General features: G+C 42.6%; 8 protein-coding genes. 7 read left to right on the forward strand and 1 reads right to left on the reverse strand.

Annotated features, from left to right (window positions below; genetic code table 11):
• Positions 1-149 precede the first annotated feature (149 nt).
• The gene (locus I5907_RS04950; RefSeq protein WP_196989614.1) at positions 150-3,002 is read right to left on the reverse strand and encodes a triple tyrosine motif-containing protein; all 2,853 of its coding nucleotides are present in this window, start codon (positions 3,000-3,002) and stop codon (positions 150-152) included.
• 290 nt (positions 3,003-3,292) lie between these two features.
• On the opposite strand from I5907_RS04950, the gene I5907_RS04955 reads away from it, so the two are divergent.
• From I5907_RS04955 to I5907_RS04985, 7 genes are all read left to right on the forward strand, one after another.
• Positions 3,293-6,427 carry a glycoside hydrolase family 2 TIM barrel-domain containing protein gene (locus tag I5907_RS04955; RefSeq protein ID WP_196989615.1) on the forward strand — a complete coding sequence of 1,045 codons (3,135 nt, stop codon included), beginning with the start codon at positions 3,293-3,295 and terminating at the stop codon, positions 6,425-6,427.
• 8 nt (positions 6,428-6,435) lie between these two features.
• Positions 6,436-8,769, forward strand: coding sequence for a carbohydrate binding domain-containing protein (locus I5907_RS04960; RefSeq protein WP_196989616.1), 2,334 nt, complete (start codon positions 6,436-6,438; stop codon positions 8,767-8,769).
• Positions 8,770-8,816: 47 nt separating this feature from the next.
• Positions 8,817-9,659 carry a glycoside hydrolase family 16 protein gene (locus I5907_RS04965; protein ID WP_196989617.1) on the forward strand — a complete coding sequence of 281 codons (843 nt, stop codon included), beginning with the start codon at positions 8,817-8,819 and terminating at the stop codon, positions 9,657-9,659.
• Between the two features lie 277 nt (positions 9,660-9,936).
• The gene (locus tag I5907_RS04970; RefSeq protein ID WP_196989618.1) at positions 9,937-13,386 is read left to right on the forward strand and encodes a hypothetical protein; all 3,450 of its coding nucleotides are present in this window, start codon (positions 9,937-9,939) and stop codon (positions 13,384-13,386) included.
• A 154-nt stretch (positions 13,387-13,540) separates the two neighbouring features.
• Positions 13,541-14,980, forward strand: coding sequence for an MFS transporter (locus I5907_RS04975; protein WP_196989619.1), 1,440 nt, complete (start codon positions 13,541-13,543; stop codon positions 14,978-14,980).
• A gap of 24 nt (positions 14,981-15,004) precedes the next feature.
• On the forward strand, positions 15,005-15,901 hold the full coding sequence (locus I5907_RS04980; RefSeq protein ID WP_196989620.1) for a glycoside hydrolase family 17 protein: 897 nt from the start codon (positions 15,005-15,007) through the stop codon (positions 15,899-15,901).
• 311 nt (positions 15,902-16,212) lie between these two features.
• Entirely contained in the window at positions 16,213-17,151 is a 939-nt protein-coding gene (locus I5907_RS04985; RefSeq protein WP_196989621.1) for a glycosyl hydrolase family 17 protein, read from the forward strand.
• Positions 17,152-17,221 lie beyond the last annotated feature (70 nt).

Here is a 17,221-nt window from a genome sequence, read left to right on the forward strand (position 1 = left end):
TGCACAAGTGTGCGACGCAACAGGTGCCTAATAGCATTACCACAGCCGGCAAACAACACCTGCTAACGGGTAAAGCAGTACGTGAGGCTTATATAAGAATGCGTTTGTTAGTAGTGTTGCTTTGCAGGAGCTTAAACGATATGCAAAGCTTAAACGTTCTGATCCTGCGATTCGATGTTTAGTAAAAAACGAAATAGGTCTTCCTTTGGTTGCAGTTGCAGTTTTTTGCGCAGCCGGTAACGGCTTATTTCAACACCTCTTACGGTAATGCTCATGAGTTGTGCCATTTCTTTGCTGGACAAATTCATTCTCAAATAAGCACAGAGTTTTAGTTCGTGTGCATTGAGGTTAGGAAATTTTTGTTTGAGGGTAATTAAAAAGTTGCTGTGCACATTATTGAAATGTATGGAGAACTGTTTCCACTCTTCATCAAGCTTTTCTTCTGAGCCCAGGCTGCGTATTATTTTTTTTAGTTCTGCCGCATTAATCGTGTCTGCACCGGGTTTATAAAGTTTGTTTAGTTCATTGGTAAGCTTTAAAAGAAATTCTTTTTTCTGCACCAGCGTCATTGCTGTGCTTGCGAGTTCTGCATTTTTATGTTCTATTTCGGCTTCAAGATTTTCGTTCTTTAGTCTTATCAGTTCTTTTTCTGTTTGTTCAATTTCCAGCTGGTGCTGGTAAGTTAACCGGCGTTGTTCCTCCTCAAATTTTTGCTGGCTGGCCTGCCTGACAGCCTGTTGTTTTCTCTGGTAATTTCTCTCCTGCACCCGGTACAGCAGGTAAAGCAGGCATACAAAGATGATGGTGTAAAGTATATATGCCCAGGATGTACGGTACCATGGCGCGTGAATGGTAAATGCATATGTAAATGCTGCGGACTCGAGGAAAGGCCTGTTCCTGGATTTTACATGGAAAATATAATCGCCTTCATAAAGATTGGTATACTCTTTTTCATATTGTGTGGTCCAACTGCTCCATTCTTTATCGAAGCCTTCGAGGTAAAAACTGAACTCGGCCGGTGATTCAATACCGGTAAAAGAGGCAGCAAAAGAAAAGTGCAGTGCATTGAATTTATAGGGCAGCGATGCGGGGTTTTGCTCTGTTTGTCCAATACCGAAACCGCCATAAATAGTGCTGTCTCCATTGCCAATTGTTTGAACGGTTGTAAGATAAGTTTCAGGGGGGTGTATCTGTTTGCGGTATTGCTCATAGTTGATGTGGTAAAAACCACTCTCTGAACCAACAAGTATATTGGAGGAGTTATACGGATAGATGTTTTCGAAACCGCTTAAGATTTTATTCTTTAATTCCGGAATAAAGTTGATAACAGGTTTCTTTGCTGTTAAATCGGCCACACCGATCATTTTATCCTGCACAAACCATATGTTGCCTTTTTCATCTTCTTTCAAATATCGCAGCGGCATTTGCCCGAAAACGTTGCTGTAGACAGCTGATGGAACCATTTTTTTTGTGGCGGCATTATACTCATATATTCCTTTGGGTGTGGCAAATACAATTTTGTTTTTTAGCCTGAAAACGTGGTTGTCCAGATCTGCAGGCAGCCCGTCTGAGGTAGAAAATTTTGTTACAGCACTATTGTTTGCGTTGATCCTGAAAACACCCCTGTATGGATGTGACACCCATATGATGCTATCGTCGGTTTCTACATACCGGCTAGATTCCTGAAAGTTTTGAATGTCGCCCTTACTGAGCAGTTGCGTATTGTTTTCACTGAATAAACGAATACCATTGTAATTACCTGCAACAATTGTTGCCGCTGAAGCGGTTTTGATTGGTTGAAAGGTCCAATAGCCGGGGGTAGAAGAGACCTGTTGCGGCTGGTGATTGGAAATCATCCATGCCCCGTCATCGCGGCCACATAAGAAAGTGTTATTAATGAATGATAAATTCCACGTGAGACCATTTAGCATGGTGACCGGTTCGCCGGTGAGCGCACTCAGGTCTTCTGTTGCAGACAGAGGTAAATATTGCAAGCCTGTAGAAAGCGCGAAGAATAATTCATTTTGTACCACCTGTGCGCTATAGCCACTTCCGTTGTTAAAGCTTTTGGGATTAATATGCCGTATTGCATTGTTGCAATTCATGAATGCAATACCATTATCGAGCCCTATCCATACATTTTCTGAAGTATCGGTATTTATACAACGGATTGTTTTGTTTTGAAGCCCATTTTCATCTGCAATTATTTCTGTTACACGGCCATCGTTGGTTATTTTATAAATACCGTTTGCATAGGAGCCTGCCAGGAAGTTTTGTTTGTCGAGTTTAGCGAGGGAAATGAAGTGCTTTTCAGCGTTGCTGTTCTTTAATTCCAGTGGCTTCAAACTGTTCTGCACCAGGAAAAACAGGCCATTTGAAGTGGTGCTAACAATACCAGTGTCTTTGTTCAATGTAATTATATCGCTAACCAGGAATTCTGCCGGTAAAGCCGTTGATGCAATAAACGGCTCCCATTGCCCTTTTCTAAACATAAAAATACCGTTACGCCCATCCTGGGCGATAATTTTTTGACCGAAGACGGATAATGAGAGCCAGCTTTCAGATGGGTTGTAAATTTCTACCTTGCCGTTTGCTAACCTTATTATCCGGTCTGTTGCGCGAAAAAAAACTGCATCTTCCGCTATTTCAATATCCCATATATCAGCCAGTGTGTTTTGCGAAAGAGGCAATAATTTTTTTAAAGAGGTATACAATAACCGACCGGAATAGTCAGGCGCGAAATAGCCAAATTCATCCTGTGCACCTGCATACAGTTTACCATCATTTCCGAAAGCAATACAGCGTAGGATTGTTTTGTTTGGCAGAGGATATAATTGCCAATTTGTCCCGTTATAAATTAAAAGACCCTCATTGTTAGCCACATACAACCGCCTGTTGGCATCAAGCGCCATCCCCCAGTTTTGTGTACCTGCCTTATAGTGTATGCGGGAGAAACTATACACCTCTGTTTTACTGATGCGACTCTGTGCATGTGCATACAAGGTATAACAAAATAATACCCAGATAAGGCAAAAATGCTTCCGGGAAAAAAAGCTAAAAAATATGCTATGGCAAGCCTGAAGTAGTATTGATGTAGTATTTGTTATTTAAAATTAGGGTTTTATGAAAACAGTAGTAGTAGTGAAGTAGTCATTTTTTTTATAATATGATACAGGTAAGGATATTTTTACAGTGAACAAAAAGCGTATTTACTGTTATTCAGTTTTCAGCACCAAAACGTCATTTGTTTACTAACTGCCTGCAACCACAGGACAATCAAAAAACTTGTCGTATGAGAAAAAGTAATGTATTACTTCTATTGCTACTGCTATTTTTCTTTTCCAATACGTTTGCGCAGTCTGGCAACGTATCCGTCAGAAAGACAGAAAATGGTTTTAAGTTAAGTGTTGGCGGAAAGGATATGTTTATCAACGGAATGAACTGGGACTATTTCCCCGTAGGCACTAACTACTCTTATAGCCTGTGGTCTCAGCCGGACAATATTATTAAAGCCGCGCTGGATTATGAAATGCCCTTATTGAAAAATATGGGCGTTAATACTATCCGCCAATATGTAGGCATTCCCGCAAAATGGATTAGCTATATATACGAGCAATACGGTATCTATACGGTTTTGAATCATTCATTTGGCCGTTATGGTTTGACGCTAAAGGGGGCATGGGTGGCAAATACAGACTATTCGAACCCGCTTGTTAAAGATCTGCTGCTCAAGGAGGTTAAAGACATGACACAGGAATATAAGAATACACCTGGTCTGTTAATGTTCCTGCTCGGCAATGAAAACAACTATGGCTTATTCTGGCGTGGGGCAGAAACAGAAAACATACCGGTTGGGCAAAGGCAATCTACAAAAGACGCTCAGTATTTATACAGGTTATTTAACGATGCAGTATTGGCCATGAAGACTGTTGACCAGGGCCACCCGGTAGCGATCTGTAACGGAGATCTTCTTTTTCTTGATATCATTACTCAGGAATGCAAGGATGTTGACATACTTGGTATTAACAGTTATCGCGGAGCCTCTTTTACAGATTTATTCAACCGGGTTAAAAACGAAAATGGTAAGCCTCTTATGTTTACTGAGTTTGGTGCTGATGCTTTTAATGCAAAAACGCAGGAAGAAGACCAGGAATCACAGGCAAAATATCTTACCGAAAACTGGAAGGAGATCTATACAAACGCTGCCGGGATGGGTGGAAACGGCAATTGCCTTGGTGGTTTTACTTTCCAGTTCAGTGACGGATGGTGGAAGACAGGTCAAACTACCAACCTTGAAGACCATGATGCCACAGCGTCCTGGTCCAATGGTGGTTACCTCAACGATTACCAGCCGGACGACAATAATATGAACGAAGAATGGTTTGGGATTTGTGCCAAAGGACCCACGAAAGAAGATGGCGGTTATGATTTATTCCCACGAGCAGCATATTATGCTTTAAAGGAAGTACACAAATTTGACCCATATAACAACAAGGCTATATCTGCACAGGCTTATATAGGTGATATTTCAATCGCAGATGCGGTGTTGCGGGCTAATATCGATAAAGCCGCGTTGGAGAGCGGTAGTAAGAGCGCAATTTATGTAAGCAACCTTGGCATCAATCTTACAACGTATAATACCGGTGGCAGTTTGATTTCAACACCAAAGTCAACTGATCCGCCACAGACTAATTACCCCACACGGCTCGGCTTTGACCATATGCAATCTATGTTTATTGGTGTAACCGCGAAGCCTTCTTCCAATATAACCGCAAATGTGCAGTTCAATGTGTTGGGCAATGTAGCTGAAAACCCGATAGATGAGGTATTTTATGAAAACAGGGGCAGGAAAATTACTGTTGTTACCCCTACCGGTACACAACAGATAACATCAAACAACCGCATACAGCTTTACAGGAGCAGTATTAACTGGGATGCAAAATATTTTAAGCTGAATGCATTTTACCGCACCGGTCATTACCACTGGGGTTACGAAGGCGACTTTTTCGGACTTTACCAGGAAGCCAATTATGGACCCAATATAGACATCTATAATGGCGAAGCGCCCTTTGGTTTTGAAATACAGGGGAAGAAAGCGTTGAAAGGACTAAAGATTGCTTTTGGACCGGAGCTTTGGTGGGGAGCAAACCCTGCAGTACTGGCCAAATACAATTTTAAAATGGCACACTTCAATGTTACCGCGATGTTCCATGAAGATATTACCCAAAGAAGCGGTATTCAAAGTTCCATTGCCATTCCACAACCCAAAACCAGGAAAGGCGCATTAAGTATTGAAAGAAAGCTTGGAAAGTTTGGGTTTGATGTTGGCGGATTATGGGCCGGGCAACCTTTGAACGGGCGTACTTTTCAACTGGTAAGGAATGTGGATGGCACAGACAAAGCTTTTGAAGACGTCATTAAACCGGAAGATAATTTTGGTGGTAAACTAAAACTGACTTATGCCGGCGGACAATTTAACTGGTATGGGCAGGCAGCTTACATGGGGTTGGTAGCCAACGGAGGACCGGATTTTACCAGAACATTCACGGGGTGGCGATTGAAGGATGGTGGCAGTGGCAACCAATACAATGTATTGAGTGGATTCACGTACACCATAGGTAAAATACAACTGGCTCCGAATTTCCTATATCAAAAACCCATTGAAGGACCTGTTCCAAACGGATTGATAGCCCCTGCGCGCCCAAGAAACATTTTAGATGATCCTTTTGCTGTACGTTCTAACAGGGAAACAGTAGGGGGAGAGTTGTTGATAACTTATGATCCTACTCCTGCAAGCTGGATGTACGAATGGGATAATGACCGGGCGGAAGATGCAAAGTTTGCCATAAGTGCGGATTTTGTTTATCGCCATTTGCCAACCATACAGGACGCTGCGATTGGTATTCTTGCAAACGGCAGAACTTTTTTTGCATTCCCAGGATCAGCACCTGCCCAGGATTTATGGGAGGTAAATACCCGTATTGTTTCTAAGATGAGCTCCAATTTTGGAATGATTGCTAATTTCTACGTTGGTAATGGCCAGGCCAACGGTAATGATAAACGAACCATTAACAGAACAGGTGTTGACATAAGAACAATTTACAAGAAAGTAAAACTTACTACAGTAGCTAAATTCAACGATTGGGGGCCCTTTGATTATCACCGCGATTTTAACCTGACCTTCCCGCTACAGCTTATGGCTGATATTTCTACAGAAGTTGGAAAGCCCGATTGGTTCATACTTCCATCTACCAAAATCGGGATCAGGGGAACCTATAGAACACTTGATAAATACTCACCGAGATATTCGCCGGTTAAAATAATTGACCCCTCGGGAAACTGGGTACCAGACCCTAATGCTATTGGTTTTCCTGACGGCAATGAGTGGGAAATTAGAACATACATTCAAATTAACATCGGAAAATAAGAAGCTATATGAAAAAAATATTTTTAATCAAATTACCAACCTGCGTAAGCATCATTAGCCTGCTGTTCATATGGGGTTGCCAGAAAAGAGAGTTAGTGGATTTAAAAGAAGCAGCGTTTCCTACTACCGGTGAAGTATTTATAGACGACTTTACGGGTGACCTTGCCTACTCAGCATTTGGAGGTTCGAACGTGAAGGCATTCCAGGTGGATAACCAGGTAACCTATGGTAGTACAAAACAGTCGATGCGGTTTGAAGTGCCTGATGCGAACAGTCCGCAGGGATCTTATGCCGGAGGGGTATTCTACAGCAAAACGGGCCGCGATTTATCAGGTTATAACGCTTTGAGTTTTTATATCAAATCGACTCAACCCGCCAACATTGGTGTGATCGGTTTTGGCAACGACCTTGGAGAGAGCAAATATCTCGTATCAATAAGCGGCTTGCCGGTAAACAGTAACTGGAAAAAAGTGATTATCCCAATTCCTGATGCCGCAAAACTAAAAACGGAGAAGGGGTTGATGTACTATTCAACAGGTCCTGAAAATGGCCGTGGTTACACATTTTGGATAGATGAAGTAAAATTTGAAAAAATTTCTAACCTGGGAGATGTTACCGGGTCGATTTTAAATGGCGAAACGAGAACAATTGCTAACGCAGAAACCGGAGACAAGATAATGATTGACGGTTTACAGGCAAGTGCAAATTTGCCAGAAGGCGTAAACCAATTAATCAGTCTATCGCCAAATTACTTCGAGTTTGTTTCTTCTGAACCTGGTGTTGCCGGCGTGTCAGCCAATGGTGAGATATCTGTTGTTGATGCGGGTGATGCTATTATCAGCGCGATATTGGGGGGACAGCCTGCAAAAGGTTCATTGAATATTACCTCAACAGGAGATCCGGTAATGCCAGGGATTGCAGCACCGGTACCTGTAAAAGATGCCGCAAATGTTATCTCGCTATATAGCAACGCTTACACCAATGTGCCGGTTAATACCTGGAATACCCGCTGGCAGTTTTCAACTGCTGAAAACTTTTTTGTACAGGTACAGGGTGATGATGTGATCCGTTATCGTAGTCTGAATTTTGTTGGCATTGAATTTACAAACCCAACAATTAATGCAAGTGCGATGCAATATTTCCATATGGATATATGGACACCTGACCCTACCACATCGCCTAATAATTTTAAGATTTTACTTGTTGATTTTGGTGCAGATGGCGTGTTTGGGGGCGGAGATGATAAACAGGACGAAATCACAATAACAAGTCCTACACTTGCTTCAAATAACTGGGTAAGCATCGATGTTCCGCTCAGCACGTTTGCGAATCTCACTACAAGAGGTCACCTGGCACAACTTGTACTTTCGGGCTCTTTACCGAATGTTTATGTTGACAATGTCTATTTCTATAAAAACCCGACCAACCCACCGGTTGCTGCACCCGATCCATCAATTGAGGCAGAAAATGTACTCTCAATTTTCAGTGATGCTTACACCAATGTTGCGGGTACAGACTTCAACCCTAACTGGGGACAATCAACTGTGGTAACACAAACACCAGTAGCAGGTAATAACACGTTGTATTATGCAAACCTGAACTACCAGGGAATTCAGCTTGGAAGCAGCCAGGATGTTTCTTCGTATGGATACCTGCACATGGATTATTATTCTTCTAATGCTACACAGTTAAATATTTACCTGATAAGCCCGGGGCCAGTTGAAACGCCTTATGTACTAACGGTACCTACAGCCGGCTGGAACAGCGTTGACATTCCACTTTCTGCATTTTCTCCCGTTGCATTAAACAACCTGATACAGTTTAAATTTGATGGAACTGCAGGAAGTGATATTTACCTTGATAACATTTACTTCTGGAAGATACCGCCAACGCCAACCACGGCTGCACCTACACCCAGCTACGCTGCAGATGGTGTGATATCTGTTTTCAGTGATGCCTATACCAATGTGGCTGGCTCTGATCTGAACCCAAACTGGGGCCAGGCTACTGTAGTGACGCAAACACCAGTGGGGGGCAACAATACTTTATTATATGCAGGTCTTAATTACCAGGGTCTGCAACTCGGAAGCAACCAGGACGTATCAGGCAAAACTTATCTGCACATAGACTATTATTCTGCCAACTCTACCAGTTTTAAAGTGTTCCTTATAAGCCCCGGACCTGTGGAGACACCTTACACGCTGACTGTGCCTACGGCATCGGGCTGGAACAGTGCAGATATACCGTTATCTGCCTTTGCACCTGTAGCACTGAACAATGTATTCCAGATGAAATTTGAAGGGAACGGTGATATATACCTTGATAATATTTTGTTCCGGTAATATAATAAAAGAAGAAAGAAATTCATAATCTCAAAAAAACTGATTATATGGTTTTTGCATATTTTAAAAAGAATGGCCTTGCACATTTTGCAGCCATTATATTCATAACGCTTACGATTTTACTTACCGGTTGTAAAAAAGATGCTGTTCAAACATTGCCGGAAAGAACGTGGCAACTGGAATGGAGTGATGAATTTGATGGTGCTGCAGGAACACTACCCGATGCAACCAAATGGGTATTTGACATAGGCGCCGGAGGATGGGGTAATAGTGAATTGCAATACTATACGAATAGTACCAACAATGCTTCTTTGGATGGAGATGGCAAACTGGTTATTACTGCCAGGAGTGAGACATTTGGCGGAGCAGGCTTTACATCAGCAAGAATTAAAACGAAAGACTTGTTTGCCCAGGCTTACGGCCGCTTTGAGGCCAGTATTAAAACTCCACACGGGCCAGGCATCTGGCCGGCTTTCTGGATGCTTGGGGCTAACATAGATGCAAAGCCGTGGCCGCAGTGTGGCGAAATAGACATTATGGAACAACGTGGACAGGAACCTTATATTACAAATGGCAGTGTTCATGGACCGGGCTACTCAGGCGGCGGCTCTATTACAAAAGCATATGGCCTGACTGACGGAAGATTTGACACAGATTACCACATTTACGCAATAGAATGGGGCGAAGAATACATAGATTACTTTGTTGACAATTTTCTTTACCAGCGTATTACGCCGGAGACAGTAACAGGCGAATGGGTATTTGACCAGCCTTTTTTTATACTGCTGAATGTGGCTGTTGGTGGCAACTATGTTGGCTTCCCTACAACAGGCACACCGTTTCCTCAATCGATGTATATAGACTATGTAAAGGTGTACAAGCAGCTTTAAGCATTTAATACCTGCACAATTAATTTTTCACTATTACGGGCATGCGAGATAAAGCCTGAGGATAGTGACCGGGCGTGCTTTGCCCTGTCTACGATGTATGGATATACGTTGGTTGCGCACCGGAAGCGGGTTGCACCCTGCTGAAATATTTGTTGGCGTACAAGTGAGTGACACAACAGGTGTTGATAGTAGTAATGCAGTTAAGGACATACAAATTACCTGATTCAACATACAACGCTTTATAAAAAATAAGACACGACAATAAAATCTTATTACCGTGAATACAGTAGAAGAAAAATCTTTTGCCCAAAAGAAGACGCTTGGCAAAGTTGAAATAAACGGCGAGACCTTTTATAAAATGCCGGATGTGCATACCATGCGCCCTTTTTTTATGAGCATTGTGAGCGACTCTGATCATTGGCTGTTTGTAGCGAGTAACGGTGGTATTAGTGCAGGCAGAAAGAATGTCGGTCTTGCCTTATTTCCTTACTACACCGACGATAAGATAATTGATACAGCAGAAGTAACCGGGAGTAAAACGATTGTGCGTTTTAATAAAAATGGTAAGACCATTGTGTGGGAACCGTTTTCTGTAAGAAGCGAAGGGCACTTTACTATAAGCCGTAATCTTTATCAAAACAAGTTTGGTAACAAGATCATTTTCGAAGAGTTTAATCATGAGCTGGAGCTAAGCTTTCAATATGAATGGAACACAAGTGATGTATATGGTTTTGTAAGACACGCAAGATTACAGAACTATTCTGATACCAACATAACAATAGCACTTTTAGATGGTGTGCATAATGTATTGCCATATGGCATACCCAGTGACCTGCAAACTAAGACGAGCAATCTGGCCGATGCCTACAAAAGATCTGAATTGACAGAAGCATGCGGCCTCGGCATATTTGCTCTAAGTGCCATTATAGTAGATAAAGCGGAACCCAGCGAAGCATTGAAAGCAAATATTGTGTGGAGCAAAGGTCTTGAGAAACCGGTTTACCTGCTTTCTGATCTGCAATTGCAAAACTTTAGAAACGGCAAACCGCTTGTACAGGAAACTGACATAAAAGGGGAGAAGGGTGCCTACTATGTCGCATGTACTTTTATGCTTGGAGGCGGCACAGAAAAACACTGGTTTATTGCTGCCAATGTTAATCAAACCCAGGCTGCTATAGTACGATTGGAGGAAGCTATCACAAACGATACTGCTCTCTACGAAAATGTGCTCGGAGATATTGCGCTTGGCAGTGAACGGCTGCAACAACTTAATGCATCAGCGGACGGACTTCAATACACGGCTGATGATCTTAAAGACACCAGGCATTGCTCGAATGTATTGTTCAACATTATGCGTGGGGGTATTTTCGATGATCATTACCGGGTTGAAAAATGGGATTTTATCAGCTACCTGAAAAGAGCAAACAGGCTGGTGTATGATGCGGCAACCAGTTACATGCAAAGCCTGGCAGATACATTTTCTGTATTTGAATTAAGACAGGTGGCAAACCAGTCAGGCAATGCAGATCTTATTCGTTTAGCCACTGAATATCTGCCGTTAAAATTCAGCCGGCGCCATGGGGACCCGAGCAGGCCATGGAACCAGTTTTCCATCAACACAAAACATGAAGATGGTTCTAAAATTTTAGACTATGAAGGGAATTGGCGGGACATTTTTCAAAACTGGGAGGCCATGGTACATGCATACCCGGAGTTTATTGAGGGAATGATTTTTAAATTTCTGAACGCATCCACATTTGATGGTTACAACCCTTATCGCATAACCAAAGACGGGTTTGACTGGGAAACAATTGAACCCGATAACCCCTGGTCTTATATTGGTTACTGGGGCGATCACCAGATCATTTACCTGTTGAAATTCCTGGAATTTGCAGAGCAGCACCGACCTGGTGTAGTAAATGAATGGCTACCCCGTAACGTCTTCGTATATGCAAATGTGCCTTACAGAATTAAAAGCTACAGCGACATTATAAGCAACGCAAAGGAAACCATAGACTTCGATAGCGCCAGTGAAAAACATATTCGCGAAAGAATGAGGATGCTCGGTGCTGACGGCGCATTGGTTACCGGTAGTAAGGGTGACATATACCATGTAAATTTCCTGGAGAAGATACTGGCAACAGTGCTTTGCAAGCTATCTAACTTTATTCCTGAAGCGGGCATTTGGATGAACACCCAAAGACCTGAATGGAATGATGCGAATAATGCTTTGGTGGGTAATGGCGTTTCAATGGTTACCCTCTGTTACCTGAGAAGATTTCTGCGCTTTTTTTATTCAGTGCTGCAAGCAGCTGATAAAAACAACTTTGAAGTATCTGAAGAACTGTACACATTCTTTGTTAAGGTAGCTGAAGTATTTACCTTATACATCAATGCACTTGCTGCACCTGTAGATGACAGCTTACGGAAGAAAATTACAGATGCATTGGGCACTGCCGGAAGCAATTACCGCGAACAGGTTTATACCCGCGGTTTTTCAGGTGGGCACAAGTCGATCTCTGCCGGCGGTTTGCTGGCATTTGTGTCGGTGTCAACCAGGTTCGTGGAACATGCAATTAAAGCCAACAGAAGAGCCGATAACCTGTATCACGCTTACAACCTGCTTACTTATACAGAAGAAGGTATCCATATTTCCCATTTAAGTGAAATGCTGGAAGGACAGGTAGCAGTATTGAGCTCGGGAATGCTTTCTGCCGGCGAAAGTTTGCAACTGTTGGATGCGTTGAGACAAAGCTCTCTTTATCGTGAAGACCAGGATAGTTATATGCTCTATCCCAATAAACAACTGCCGGGCTTCATGACTAAAAATCATATTCCTAAAAACCTGTTTGAGACATCGTCCCTACTCATGCGCATGGCGGGTGATGGTAACACTTCTGTTGCCGAGAAAGATTTACGTGGCAATTTTCATTTTAATGGCAACTTCAAAAATGCTGCTGACGTTGCTTTAGCACTCGATGAACCCGGCATGACGAATTATGCAGCCACAGAGGCAGAAAAATCAGTGTTGCTGCAAATCTTCGAAACAGTTTTTAATCATAAAGCATTTACCGGCAGATCGGGTACATTTTATGGTTATGAAGGTTTAGGATCAATCTACTGGCATATGGTTTCCAAACTGTTGCTGGCAGTGCAGGAAACCTGTTTGATGGCCATACGCCGGGAAGATGATTCAGACATTGTAAAGCGGCTGGTTACACATTACTACCAGATCAATAACGGTATTGGCATACACAAAGCCCCTGCGGTCTTTGGTGCATTTTCGATAACGCCTTACTCCCACACACCGTTTAACAAAGGCGCACAACAGCCAGGCATGACAGGACAGGTAAAGGAAGATATTCTTTGCCGGATAGGTGAACTGGGATTGAGCCAAAAGGATGGCCGCTTATGTTTTGCACCTGTTATACTCCGCAGAAATGAATTTTTACCAGATGAAAAAGAAGCAGTAATAATTGACTTATCAGGCCGGAAACAAAAAATCAGTCTTGAAAAAGATACGCTCCTGTTTACCTGTTGCCAGGTACCCGTTATTTATAAGCTAAGTAAAACCGAATACGTGGAAGTTACGCGTGCAGATGGCTCAGTTGACAGGCATGACAACCTGCAGTTGAGCAGTAACGATACTACATCTGTATGGAAGAGAGACGGCGCAATAAAACAACTAAAAGTCTTCATCAAAGAATCGTCATTGATTTTATACTAGCGTGTACTTAAAGAAGCTTTTTTATTCACTACCATCACCTTTTAAGTGAAGAGCACAGGCAGTATAGAGAACAAGCGTCAGATTTTGAACGGCAGCCGGCCAGTATACAGGTAAAAACAATTCAAAAAATTATTCATAACCAAAACAACACAACATGATCAATAAAACAGACCCAAAAGATGTGGTACCATTTGGGCAGAAAGTTGCATTCGGCGCAGGTAATCTAACCAACCAGTTGCTGCCGGCAGCATTGGGTGTATTTATGTTTTTCCTCGTGGTAGGTTTCGGTATGAGCCCTTATAAAGCAGGCATACTTGCTGCTATTCCAAGATTTATAGATGCCATACTCGATCCCATCATGGGTTATATATCAGATAACACACGCTCTAAATGGGGAAGAAGAAAACCTTACATATTCGGCGGTGCTATAGTGGTTGGCCTTGCATTTATACTTATGTGGCAACTGAAGGTACCGGAAGCAGGGGATAACCATGAAACCTACAACTTTATTTATTTCCTGGTAATGTCTGTTATTTTCTATCTCGGCTATACTGTTTTTGCAGCCCCGCTGATTGGCCTTGGTTATGAAATGACACCAGATTACAATGAGCGTACAAGATTAATGGCCATGTCCCAGATAATGGGGCAGGTTGCCTGGATGATTGCACCATGGTTCTGGTTCCTGATCTCAAGACCGGAATTATTTCCCGGTGCACCTGCAGGTGTAAGACAACTTTCTGTCTGGGTAGGGCTGCTATGTTTGATCATGGGCATTATGCCGGCTTTGTTTTGCAAAGAAATTGACCAGTCTAATTTACAGGGGCAAACAAAATTATCATGGCGCGACCTGGTAAGCAACATGAAACATTTTTTTAGCGATATTAAAAAGACAGTTACCAATAAGCCTTTCCTGCGTTTATGTGGTGCTACTTTTTTTGTGTTTAACGGGTTCCAGATTGTAGCCCAGTTTGCTTTTTTCATTATCATTTTCTATTTATACAACGGAGACCAGCAGGCTGCAGGGCAGTGGCCCGCATGGTTTGGAACGGTAAGCGCAATGGCTACCGCATTTTTTGTTATTCCTGTGATTACGTATATGTCTACCAAAATTGGCAAGCGTAATGCCTTTATTGTATCCACCGTCATTTCCATTGCCGGCTACGCATTAAAATGGTGGGGGTTTCATCCCGGCAACCCGTGGCTGATGTTTCTTCCTATACCATTAATGTCGTTTGGTATTGGCGGACTTTTTACATTGATGATGAGTATGACAGCCGATGTGTGCGACTACGATGAACTGAAAAATGGCATGCCACGCAAAGAAGCATTGTTTGGCGCAGTATACTGGTGGATGGTTAAACTCGGCACCTCACTCGCTTTATTTATCAGCGGTGTTGTACTAAGCAGTGTAGGGTTCGATCAGAATGCAAAAGCGCAATCGGAGTCAGCTATTACCGCACTGCGGCTGGCAGATATCATTGTGCCATCACTGGCCGGTGTGTTTGCCATCGCTATAATGTGGGGTTACAATATTTCAGAAAAACGGGCAATGGAAATAAGAGAAGAACTTATTAAAAGAAGAGGCGATATATAAACCACCATTTTAAAAAAAGTATTTATGTCATTCAGAAAAGAGCATATACTGTCTTTGAAACCAGACACAGGCAGCAACTATCTGCAGGGCGAAACAGAAGAAGCACTGACAGACCTGTTTGCAGAAATTCTTAAAACCGGCGTACATGGTTTTTGTTTTAGTCTTTATGAAGATGGCCAGAAACCCGGTGATGTTATTTCTGAAACGCAGGTAAGAAGAAGAATGGAAATATTACAACCCTATACCAAATGGATACGCTCATTTTCCTGTACAGAAGGCAATGAATTTATTCCGAAAATAGCAAAGGAAATGGGTTTAAAAACGCTGGTTGGTGCATGGCTGGGTAAAGATGATGAGATCAACCAACGGGAAATTGCAGGGCTCATTGAACTGGCAAAAAACGGGTATGTGGATATTGCTGCTGTAGGCAATGAAGTAATGTACCGCAAAGACCTCGGCGAAGAGGAACTGGTTGGTTTCATCAGCAAGGTAAAGAATGAAATCCATGGCATACCTGTTGGCTATGTAGATGCATATTACGAGTTTTCGCACCGCCCGCAAATAACCGCTGTGTGTGATGTAATACTGTGTAATTGCTATCCTTTCTGGGAGGCCTGCCCTTTTGAAAACGCGCTGGATTATATGAAGCAGATGTACTACCAGGCAAAAGCTGCGGGCAATGGCAAAGAGGTAATTATTACAGAAACAGGCTGGCCCAGCCAGGGCGAGAACCTTCGTGGCGCGTATCCTTCAGCCAAAAGCGCAAGAGACTATTTCATTAATACACAATTGTGGTCTGCTAACGACAATATTCCTGTTTTTTATTTTTCTTCTTTCGATGAGTCATGGAAGGTAGGCGCAGAAGGTACTGTAGGCGCCTATTGGGGTATTTGGGATAAAAATGAGCAATTGAAATTCTGATGTGCGTTGCATAACAGACCGCAGGAAAATACAAAAAAGTTAATGTATGTACCGGGCTGTATTACTACTATGTAGCACCTGTTGCGTCGCACTCTTGTACTTCCTGTTCTTTGTGGGGCATGGTGTAACCCGCTTCGTGTTGCTGCCATAAAAATATGCAGCTAAAGTGATTGCGACGCAACGATGCTGCCATGAAATACAACAGCCCGTAACAGCATAAAATGTATTACTTATCGGGGCCAACATAAAACAACTGGTTGCGAAATAAACTCAATGCCGGTATCATCACACTCAATCATCAAGTTTATACAATGAATTTTTTTGAACAGTTCAATTTACCCTTTGCAAAAGCTGTTTGCTATTCCGGTTTCAGGGATGGACAGCAACCCGGTGGCGTTATACCATCTTACGCCGAAGTAAAAGAAGATCTGCTTTTACTACAGCCGCACTGGACGTATTTACGGCTGTATGATTGTGACGCACATGCACAAACAGTGCTGGAAGTAATTGCAAAGGAAAAACTCGGTTTCAAGATCATGCTTGGTGCATATATAGAAGCCGAAATGAATAATTTTGGCTGCCCCTGGGGCGGCGGTATTTATGATGAAGCGCAGCTTACACTAAACCGGCAAAAGAATGATGCAAAAATTCAGCGGCTGATCGATTGGGCAAACGATTTTCCTCATATCATTTTTTCGCTATCTGTAGGTAACGAAGCGTGTGTTGACTGGACAGATCATTACGTTCCTGTAAGCCGTGTGGTAGATTTTGCCATGCGTGTAAAACAGCATGCCACGCAACCTGTTACTTTTTGTGAAAACTACGTACCGTGGCTGAATAAATTAGAACCACTTGCCGAAGTAGTTGATTTTATCTCCATACACACCTATCCTGTATGGGAGTATAAACATATACATGAAGCCATTGAATACACAAACGATAATTACAATGCCGTAGCAAAACTGTACCCACACAAAGCCATAGCCGTTACAGAGGCCGGCTGGGCCACTAATTCAAATGGCAGGGGCATTGATCCCGGGCATGTAAACGAACAAAACCAGCAGGCATATTACAAAGACCTGATGGAATGGTCTGCCAAAAAACAAATACCGGTTTTCTTTTTTGAAGCGTTTGATGAAAAATGGAAAGGCTCGGCACACCCGCTGGAACCCGAAAAACACTGGGGGCTTTTTAGAACGGACCGAACACCGAAACTGGTGATGCAAGACGCAATTTCTTTTCAACTATAAGCCCTGCTGCAAGCCCGGGGTTATGGTTGCTTTCGTTTTGGCACAGAAAAAGACAGGTATCAGAGCCTGT

The organism is Panacibacter microcysteis (assembly GCF_015831355.1).
GTDB classification, from domain to species: domain Bacteria; phylum Bacteroidota; class Bacteroidia; order Chitinophagales; family Chitinophagaceae; genus Panacibacter; species Panacibacter microcysteis.

Bases quoted from the DNA above. Each gene is read 5' to 3' on its own strand.
- I5907_RS04975 (WP_196989619.1), top strand. From the start codon at position 13,541: ATGATCAATAAAACAGACCCAAAAGATGTGGTACCATTTGGGCAGAAA.
- I5907_RS04980 (WP_196989620.1), top strand. From the start codon at position 15,005: ATGTCATTCAGAAAAGAGCATATACTGTCTTTGAAACCAGACACAGGC.
- I5907_RS04985 (WP_196989621.1), top strand. From the start codon at position 16,213: ATGAATTTTTTTGAACAGTTCAATTTACCCTTTGCAAAAGCTGTTTGC.
- I5907_RS04960 (WP_196989616.1), top strand. From the start codon at position 6,436: ATGAAAAAAATATTTTTAATCAAATTACCAACCTGCGTAAGCATCATT.
- I5907_RS04955 (WP_196989615.1), top strand. From the start codon at position 3,293: ATGAGAAAAAGTAATGTATTACTTCTATTGCTACTGCTATTTTTCTTT.
- I5907_RS04965 (WP_196989617.1), top strand. From the start codon at position 8,817: ATGGTTTTTGCATATTTTAAAAAGAATGGCCTTGCACATTTTGCAGCC.